We start from the raw sequence: 7,431 nt of genomic DNA on the forward strand, positions 1-7,431 counted from the left end.
GTTATTTGCTAACGCAAATAACATCTTTTCTATTGCTTTTTTTATACAAAAAATAAAGAAAATTTATTTTTTGTATAAAATTTATATATTACTATTTTTTTGATGGTAACTTGCATCGTGACTTTTAAAATAACGAATATACTAAATTACGGCTAATAATAGTCAAAAATAAATATTATTGTATAATTTAAATATAAACAAGGAGTAATATATGATTGAACTATCAACAGCAGCTTTTATTGGAGTAGTTATTGCTATTGTTATAGGAATTGCACTAGCAACAGCTATTTTAACTTTCTTCTTAACCAAACGTTTTTTTGAAAAACAACTAAAAGAAAATCCACCAATAAATGAAAAAATGATTCGTGTTATGTTTTCGCAAATGGGTCGTAAAGCAAGTGAAACACAAATAAGACAAATTATGCGTTCAATGCAAAATGCAAAGGATCAAAAATAAATTCATTTAAAAAATGAATTTTTTATTTTATTTATGTTTAAAAAAATTAAAAATTACTCATTTTTCAACAAAAGGCAATTAAATTTTATTTTTAAGAAAATTAATAATTGAAAAAATAAAGTATCTAAATTAAAATATTTATTATTAATTTATTTTTTCACAATATTGTTTTCGAGTCTTTTACTTTGAAGCCCATTAACACAAACTGACCCTGATTCAAATTGGTATAGTGCAAATCATTATATGAATGCATTATTTACAACTGCTAGTGCATTTAGCGATACAGGATTAGTTGTTTATGATACTTTTTCACACTGAAATATGTTTGGACAAGCAATTATAGCGATTTTAATATTAGTTGGTGGTTTAGGGATTTTTGCTTTAAAGTTTTTTATCATTAATTATTTATTTAAAAAGCCGATTAAATCATTAAACGAACTTGAAATGATTAAAAATGAAAGAGGATATGATGATGTAAACAATGTTTACAAAGTTATAAAATCCTCAATTAAGTTTATTTTAATTACAATTTTAATTTCATCTATTGCTATGAGTTTTTATTTCTTTTTTACTCAACCAGCACATACGTTTGGTATTTCTGAGATATTAAAAGATAATGCTAGTGATAAATCTGCAATTTTTATTAATCCAAAAGGTAATTGAGAATTATCTTTTAGATTTGGTTTTTTTCACACTATATCAGCAATTAATAATGCAGGTTTTGATATTATTTCTGGTAATTCTTTATTACCATACTATCAAAATTATACTTTGCAAATCTGATTTATTATTTTATTAATAATTGGTGGTATTGGCTATCCAGTTATATATGACTTTAAAAAATATTTTAGTTATAAATTTTTTAAAAAAAGAGAAAAATACTATTTTTCTATTTTCACAAAAGTTTCTATGATAACTTATTCATTGGTTTTTCTTCTAGGATTTATAATTATCATCTCTTTTGAAACAGCTTCACAATCAGCAGATACATTATGAAATAAGGTTTATATTCCTAAATATCATTACAATGATTATATTAATTGAATATCTGAACTTGGTAAATATAAATCAACCAATAAAGAAATATATAATGAACTTATTAGTTTGGTGCATAAAACCAACAAAGATGATTTACATTTTGAAATTTCAAAAACTCTATTTGATAAAATAACATTCTTACCTAATGAAGATTCAAGATCCCTACAATTTTACTTACAACAAGGTTATGTGTATGGTTCTAATTTTGATAAAATTTTAGCAACAATATTTACTTCCCTTTCAACAAGAAGCGCAGGTTTTGCTGTTGCTGATATAAGAGATTTCACAAGAGGATCAATAATTGTTTTAATAATTATGATGTTTATTGGTGCAGCACCTGCCTCTACTGGTGGTGGAATACGTACAACAACTTTTGCATTAATTTTAATGTCAACATTTTCCGTATTAACCGGAAGAAAAAAAGTAAGATTATTTAAAAGATCTATTGAAGAAAAAACTGTACAAATGTCAGTTCAGGTTTTAATAATTACTTTTATTTTAATCCTTGTTTCTGTTTTAATTTGTATGACCTCACTAGAAACATATGGTGGTACAATACACACAGATGATATTACATTAAACAAAAGTAGGGATTTATCAAGTACATTTTTTGATTCAGAACACATATGATTTGAAGTAACAAGTGCATTTGGAACAACCGGTTTATCAACTGGTGTTACAAAACAGTTAAATGCTGTTTCTAAAATTGTTCTAATAGTTGTTATGTTTGTTGGTCAATTTGGTGTTTCATCAACATTATTGGTTTGAAGAAAGAAAAAATCTAACGAAAGAAATTATGAATACGTAACAACTGATATTGTTATTGGTTAAGGAGAATTATGAAAATAAATTATGCAAATGATATTGCTGTTATAGGTTGTGGTCGTTTTGGACAAGCCGTTATTGAACAATTACTAAAACTTGAAAAAAACATTATATTAATCGATAAAGAAGAAGAAACTGTAAAACTTTATAAAGATGATATTGAAAAAATCATAATTGGTGATGCAGCTGATACAAAACTTCTTAAAAGTATTCGTATAGATAAAGTCGGTACTGTTGTTGTAGCAACTCCTGACAATATCGAAATAATAGCTGCATTGCTTGAATTAAATGTTAAAAATATTATTACAAGAGCAACAAGTCAAAGACATGCAAGAGTTTTAAGACAAATTGGTGTTAACATAATTATTAGACCAGAATACGAATCTGGTACAAGAGCCGCTCTTATAGCAGCTAATAAAAATTTTGTTAGATATAGTGAAAATCTACAAGAAATTGGTGATAACTTTGTTCTTGGTACAACAACTATTAAAAACATGGAATTAAATGGTAAGCAGTTAAAAGATTTAAATTTAAATGATCGTGGAATAACTCTTGTTTTAATTAAATCAAAAGGAAAAAGCATAAGACCTACTGGTACTTCTTTATTACATTATGATGATTTAGTAACCATTATTGGTCAAGTAGATGATATTACTTCTGCACTTGAATGATTAAATAAAAATTAAAAATAATTTCAAAATATAAATTGATCTAAATGAAAAAGTCACAATCAACTTAAAAAGTGGCATTGTGACTTTTAAAATAACAAAGATGAAATTATTTTTAATTTATTTAAAAAATGCTTTTTTAATAGTAAAATTTAAATTATGAAAGAAATTTTAAAAAAATTAGAAAAAAAACTTAAAAAAGATAAAAAGCAATTAAGAATTTTAACAATTCTTGACTCTTTTTTTTCTTTTTTAATAACCATAATGAATTTAGCATCAGTAGGTTTAGCAATTGCTGCTTTATTTATTTTAATACAATTAGGAAAAAAAGATCCAAGTACGTTTGGTAAATCATCCTTTATTTTTCTTCTTGTTTTAGTTGTACTAATTTTATTATCGTTTATTTTAACAATAGGTTTATCAATCTACAAACATAACAATAAAACAGTACAACATAACCGTTTATTAAATACGCTAAACTATGTGAAAATAAAATATGAAGCAAAATTATTAAGTGAGCAAGATATTGAAACAATTATTGATAAAATTTGAACCGAAGCAAGTTCGAGAACTAAAATTGAAATTAATAAAATAATTAAAAATGAATTTAAATCAGGGAAAGTGATTAAAAATGGCTAAAAATAAAAAACAAGTAATAGATGAAAAAACACTTATTATTGCTTTTAGATCATTAATCAAGAAGTCTAATAAAAAAAAAATAATATATGGTATAGCTTTTTATTTTTTAAATATGCTCTCTCTTTGTGCTATATTAGGTACTGCAATTATTTCAGTTTATTTTCTTGCAGGAAACAATAAACATTATCCAGAAGGTGTTATAAATCCATATAGAACAGATTTTTGAAATAAAGTACCTGATAACTATATTTTATTTACAGCAATAATTAACTCTTTTGTTGCGTTTATTTCTGGTTTAATTTCATTTTTTGTTATAAATACCAAATATAATTTTATTGTTCAAAAACAAGATTACTTGAACTAGAATTTGTTTTATTTAAATCAAGGCAAAATATTTATAACAATGAAAATCAAAACTTTAATAGTTTTATTTTATACAAAAGAGGTTTATCGATTCTTGAACTTGATAGATATAAATCATCAACTTTATTAGGTGAAAAGGAAAATACTAATGGAACAAAATAATAATTTAAATGAAAAGAAAATTGAAATAGAATCAAAATTTAGTAAAACTAAAAAACTTTTATTAAAAAAATATTATCTTCAAAGATCAATTTTTTTAATAATGAGTTTAACTTCAATTATTATATCAGCTGTCATAGTTATTTTAAACCTTTATTCAATAAGATGGAATGAATATCCTCAAAGTACAATGATATTTTTTGTTATAATAGCTATTATTTCTTCAGTTACAACGTTTATAATTTCAATTCAATCTTTTATAAACATATCTAACAAAAAAAATAGTTTAAAACAAAATATTGAATCAACAAAAGAATTAATAAAAAATTTAGAAAACAAAACAGAGATTTCACAAGATGATCTTGATTCAATCACAGAAATAATGAGTTAATATTTTTTTAAAACAGAAAAATATTTTTTCTGTTTTTTTAATATCTATATTTTAGTTATAAACAAAATTTTAAAGCTTTTAGAGTCTAAGATATAAAAGGTAATAATTTGATATAATTTAAATAAATTTAGGAGGTTTTTGTGAAGACCAAACAAAAGATATTAATTCAGCTAGGTATAATTATCTCTGCATCTACAGCTATTATACCAACTGTTATACAACTAAATAAAAATGATTCATTAAAAAACAGATGGATTTATTTATCAGATATAAATCCTACTTTTAAACCATCAGACAAATTACAATACGATGGACTTGTTCAATCTTCAAGAGATGTTAATGTTAAGGATAAAGAAAATGAACCAAAAAAAGTTGAAGAAATTAAGCAAGTTGAACCTCCAAAGGTTATAGCACCACCTACACCAACGGAAGAAAAACCAAAGCCTATTGAACCTGAAAAACCAATAGTTTCTAAACCTGTTGCACCAATTACTAAACCAGAAGAACCAAAAAATGTTGCACCGGTTGTTCCCATTACTCAACGAAAAACAACAGATACTGTAAAAGTTCAAACAGATATTGGAGAAATAGAAGTTGTTGTTGTTCCTCTTCCACCAAGATTAGAAACAAGAGATGATAAAGAAGCAGGAATTACAAATAGAAAACAATATTTAGCAGAACTAACACCTGATTTAATTTCAAATAAAGTTACTGATGAACATAGAAAAAATAGTGTTACAAACGCTACAACAGCATTAAACGACTATACATACAAGTTTTTTGGTCGTCCTGGTTCTGACACACAAGTATTATATATTGACTACTACATCAGAGACGGAAGAGAAACAACTCAGGCGTATTTAGATAATCACCCTGCTGATCTTCATAATTTCTTGCTTTTATATGATAAATTTTTAAGATTAATAGAATCTGGAAATGCAAAACAATATATGTATGAAGAAGCACAAAAAAATTATGAACAATGATATTCAATGACTGATGTTTTAGAATATATAGCTCCAAATAGAGGATATGGAAAAGAAAAATTAAAAGTTGGTTGATTATGAATTGCTATGAACATCGATTCAACTAAATTTAATAAATTATCTGCTACTGTTGAGAAGAATTTACAAAAAGGTCTTTTTATTGGTAAAGATAATAGTAATATTTATATCAACGAAAAAGGTGAAATAGAATCATACAGTTTCTCCCCTATTTTTAATAAAGCGCTTGCAGAATATACAAGAAATAATAAATATAAAAGAGCATTTGGTAACAACGAGCATTGATGAAGATTTTCTGGTGATATCGAAAGTGATAATTACAAAGGTTGGTCTAAAAGTGTTGCAACTGAAAAATATAGATCAAAATATAATCTTGTAAAAGGTGATGGAATTGAAATCTTTGAATATACAAGAAAAGAAGATAATCCAGATGATCAACAAAGACAAAAAGGAACAGTTGTAAGTATTGATGTTTCAAATCGTGAAGGTTACTTAAAAACTTTAAATTTAATTAAAGAGTTAAATAAAAATGGTGAAGAAATAACAGGTTATAAAATTAAAAATATTGGTAGAACTTCATCGATACAAGAAATGCGTGAAATACTTGCAGCTTTACCTGATAAGTTACCATTGCTTGAATTATTTTTTGAATCATTAAACACTTCATCATTAATTGAGCTTGAAGATAAAGAGATTGATGAATTAGGTTTATATACATCGTTAAATTCACTTCTTGATGAATGATCTTTCAATCCATGAGCACTTAAAAAGACTGCTTGAGTAAATACAATGGATTACAATGTTTCATCAAGTTACAGCAAATATGATAGAATTTTCACAAGAATAACTTTTGATACCTTAGTTTTTGATAAAAAAGATTGAGTATCGGAAGAAGATATGGTAAGAATTAATAATGGTTTAAGAATGGCTTATTTCACAAGAAATAATGAACGTATTTTTCAAGGCGGCTGAGGAGCAGGAAACAAGCCTGATAGAGAAACACTTGGAAATTCATATCCAATGGGATTAGATTTATCAAGAATACCAGAAGCAAAAGGTTTAAAAAATATGATTTTCTGAGATAAAAATATTGGTAAATCAGCCATAAGAAAACTATCAAGAATTATTTTATATAATGACAGTGATATTTGAGAAACTGATACAGAAAATATGAATTTATCACAATTTAGCACAGTTTTAGACACAGGATTTAGAGATCCAAGATCTAAAATAACTTTTTCAAATGGAACAACAACAAAACATATTTATATTAAATCAAAAGTTCCAGGACATAAATTATCTTCCGAAGGTCTTTCAAATTTAAATACACTTATTTCATTTAGTGATGGTACATTTAATCGTTCAAGTACTAAAATATATGTTTCACCAGGTGAAAACAATTTATATAATCAACTAAAAAACACCGGTTATAATGTTGAATTTAAAAATTCTGATGATATTGTAATTTTATAATTTATTAATCAAAAAAGCATTTTTACGGGACTGTACGATATTTTGTGTAAATTCTCATAAACTTATTTTTTGATAATAAGAGAATTGCGATAGCAAAACACAAATCTGGTCTAATTATAACAAAAAACCAAACAAAAAGCAAAAATGCGGAAACTTAATTTTCCGCTTTTTGTTTTGTTTGGTTTTTGTTGTTTTTAACCCTTCCGTCCCTTGATTGCAATCAAGGGAGACCTTACTTTTTTGAAAAAAAGTAAGACAAAAAACTTTGTAATAAAATGTTTATTTTTCTTTAAAAATTATTAATAATTGACTTAATATTTGACCTCAGTTAGGAGTTATTTTATCTCATTTTTGTAGTTGATTTGTTATAGCAAAGTACACTGATTTCATTAAGGATTCTTCTGTTGGAAAAGA

7 protein-coding genes are annotated in these 7,431 nt (G+C 25.2%); all 7 read left to right on the forward strand.

Features of this window, described 5'->3' with window-relative positions; all coding sequences use genetic code 4:
* The first annotated feature begins 211 nt into the window (after positions 1-211).
* The 7 genes from BU00_RS0102900 (at position 212) to BU00_RS0102930 (ending at position 7,017) form a co-directional block, all read left to right on the forward strand.
* Positions 212-457 (forward strand): YneF family protein, encoded by a 246-nt coding sequence (locus BU00_RS0102900; RefSeq protein ID WP_027121415.1) that lies wholly within the window; start codon positions 212-214, stop codon positions 455-457.
* A 243-nt stretch (positions 458-700) separates the two neighbouring features.
* The gene (locus BU00_RS0102905; RefSeq protein WP_245579608.1) at positions 701-2,326 is read left to right on the forward strand and encodes a potassium transporter TrkG; all 1,626 of its coding nucleotides are present in this window, start codon (positions 701-703) and stop codon (positions 2,324-2,326) included.
* Between the two features lie 8 nt (positions 2,327-2,334).
* Positions 2,335-3,006: a potassium channel family protein gene (locus tag BU00_RS0102910; protein ID WP_027121417.1), complete on the forward strand. Its 672-nt coding sequence runs from the start codon at positions 2,335-2,337 to the stop codon at positions 3,004-3,006.
* 141 nt (positions 3,007-3,147) lie between these two features.
* Positions 3,148-3,627: a hypothetical protein gene (locus BU00_RS0102915; RefSeq protein ID WP_027121418.1), complete on the forward strand. Its 480-nt coding sequence runs from the start codon at positions 3,148-3,150 to the stop codon at positions 3,625-3,627.
* Positions 3,620-3,991, forward strand: coding sequence for a DUF4231 domain-containing protein (locus tag BU00_RS04625; RefSeq protein WP_051521855.1), 372 nt, complete (start codon positions 3,620-3,622; stop codon positions 3,989-3,991). Before BU00_RS0102915 ends, BU00_RS04625 begins: the two co-directional genes overlap by 8 nt.
* A 147-nt stretch (positions 3,992-4,138) precedes the next feature.
* Positions 4,139-4,540 carry a hypothetical protein gene (locus tag BU00_RS0102925; RefSeq protein WP_027121419.1) on the forward strand — a complete coding sequence of 134 codons (402 nt, stop codon included), beginning with the start codon at positions 4,139-4,141 and terminating at the stop codon, positions 4,538-4,540.
* A 140-nt stretch (positions 4,541-4,680) separates the two neighbouring features.
* On the forward strand, positions 4,681-7,017 hold the full coding sequence (locus BU00_RS0102930; protein WP_027121420.1) for a putative immunoglobulin-blocking virulence protein: 2,337 nt from the start codon (positions 4,681-4,683) through the stop codon (positions 7,015-7,017).
* Positions 7,018-7,431 lie beyond the last annotated feature (414 nt).

The sequence above is a fragment of the Mycoplasma leonicaptivi ATCC 49890 genome (genome assembly GCF_000622205.1).
In the GTDB taxonomy this organism is placed as follows: Bacteria; Bacillota_I; Bacilli_A; order Mycoplasmatales; family Metamycoplasmataceae; genus Mycoplasmopsis; species Mycoplasmopsis leonicaptivi.